The sequence below is a fragment of the Rhodovarius sp. genome (assembly GCF_040399605.1).
GTDB lineage: Bacteria > Pseudomonadota > Alphaproteobacteria > Acetobacterales > Acetobacteraceae > Rhodovarius > Rhodovarius crocodyli_A.
Genome location: NZ_JBBARU010000134.1, coordinates 1,994 through 4,338 on the forward strand (window position 1 = coordinate 1,994; position 2,345 = coordinate 4,338).

At 59.6% G+C, this 2,345-nt stretch carries 1 protein-coding gene; it reads left to right on the forward strand.

Annotation, left to right across the window (positions count from 1 at the left end; all coding sequences use genetic code 11):
- Positions 1-780: 780 nt before the first annotated feature.
- Positions 781-2,345, forward strand: a 1,565-nt coding sequence (locus tag ABWP84_RS18145) for a reverse transcriptase domain-containing protein (protein WP_353213430.1), incomplete at its 3' end; no start/stop codon positions are given.

Here is a 2,345-nt window from a genome sequence, read left to right on the forward strand (position 1 = left end):
TCTTCACCTTCATCCTCTTCACCTTCATCCTCTTCACCTTCATCCTCTTCACCTTCATCCTCTTCGCCTTCACCATCTGCTCCACACCGTGTCAACAGTGCCCAGTTTAGCGGCCGCATAAACACGGTGGAGGCCGGCAAGTTAGTCCACCTCAGAGAGCAGCTTTCTGGCCTAGATTTTTTGGTTGACACGGGAGCCTCCGTTTCCGTCATCCCTGCCAGCAGCAAGCAGGCAGGCCCCCTTACCCCATCTTCAACTGTCATCTCTGGTCCAGATGGCACCTCCATCAGCGTGCTAGGAGAGACCAAGATGGCCCTAGTTTTTGGCGGCCGGCATTTCTCTTGGACATTTTTAGTGGCCAACGTGGCACACAACATCCTTGGTGTAGACTTTCTGCGTCACTTCGGCCTCCTAGTAGACGCAAGCAACCATCGGGTGCTCCACGCGGCCACCATGACCACACTGGATACAGCCTCTGGCCGCCAACACAACCGCCACCACACCGGCCGCCGGGGTGCCCTTTGCTCCTTGGTGTCGAAGACCCCTCCCCCCCTCCACGAGGTCCTGATTGAGTTCCAACAGCTACTCAGCACACAAGAGGACCTGCCAGCTCCAATCCATGACACCGTCCACCACCTGGAGACTGACGGCCGCCCGGTGACGGCCCGGTTCCGCCGGTTGGACACGGAGCGCCTGGAGGCCGCCAAGGCGGAGTTCGCCAAAATGGAGCGGGCAGGAATCGTCAGGAGGTCCTGTAGCGAATGGAGCAGTCCTCTCCACATGGTCCGGAAGCCGGATGGCGGTTGGAGGCCGTGTGGCGACTATCGAAGGTTAAACCTACTCACCAAGCCGGACAAATATCCTCTCCCAAACATGGCCGACTTCTCTGGTCGGTTGGACGGGTGCCAGGTTTTCTCCAAGCTTGACCTCAGGAAAGGTTACCTGCAGGTTCCTGTTCGGCCTTCAGATGTGGCCAAGACGGCTATTATCACCCCGTTTGGCCTCTGGGAATTCCTACGCATGCCTTTCGGCCTGAAGAATGCCGGAATGACCTTTCAACGTCTGATGGACCGTGTGCTGCAGGGGCTGGATTTTGTGTTTGTCTATTTAGACGACATACTGATTGCCAGCAAGGACATGGCCAGCCACGCAGTACACCTGCGAGAGGTCCTTAGCCGTCTGCAGGAGCATGGCCTGGTCCTGAACGTGGACAAGTGCAGTTTCGGCCAGCCCACGGTTGAATTCCTTGGCCACCAGGTGTCCGGCCAGGGCTTCCGACCTTTGGCCACCAACATCTCAGCTTTGTCCTCTTTCCCCCGTCCAACGACAGTCCGTGACCTCCAGGGTTTCCTGGGCCTTGTGAATTTCTATAGGCCTTTCTTCCCGGCGGCCGCCAAGATCCTCCGGCCTCTCACAGAGGCGTTGAAGGGCGGCCCGGCCTGCAGCAGCCCCGTTTCTTGGTCCCCGGAGATGGAATCGGCCTTCTTGACGGCCAAGGCGACCCTGTCTTCTTCCGCCAGCCTCCGTTTCCCAGCTGAAAACTGCGACCTGGTTCTGGCAGTTGACGCCTCAGCCACACATGTGGGGGCGGCTCTTCAGCAGCAACGGCCATGCAGCCCAGCCTGGGAACCCCTCGGGTTTTTCTCAAGGAAACTGGACACCGCCCAGCAGAAGTACAGCGCCTTTGACCGCGAGCTTCTGGCCGCCTACGAGGCCATCAGACATTTCCGCCATTTGCTGGAAGGGAGGTGTTTCACTATCTGGACAGACCACAAACCTTTGGTCTCAGCACTCCACCGCATCTCCGAGCCATGGACTGCGAGACAACAGCGCCACCTGTCCTATCTTGCCGAATTCACCCCCACCCTGGTCCACATTCCTGGTTCCAGCAACGTGGTGGCAGACACGCTGTCCCGGCCTCCAGCTCCACCCGCAACTGTTGCTGAGGTCGCCGCTACTTCCCCACCGGCCGCAGCCTCCATTGACCTCAAGGCATTGGCGGCCGCCCAGGCCACCTGTGAGGCCACTCAGAGCCTGTTGGCCTCGCCACAGTCCCTCTCCATTCAACAGCAGAGCCTGGAGGATGTTTCCTTGTATTGTGATGTCTCAGCCGGCCGCCTCCGCCCCATCGTCCCACTCCCGTTCAGGCCCCAGGTTTTTCACCAGATCCATGACCTCGGCCACCCAGGCACCCGCGCCACCCAGCGCCTAGTGACCTCAAGGTTCGTATGGAAAGGCATGGGCAAAGACATCGCCGCCTGGTGCCGCGACTGTCAGCATTGTGGCCGCGGCAAAGTTACCGGGAAAATGGCCACCCCTCCGGCCGCCATTTCGGTACCCAGCAG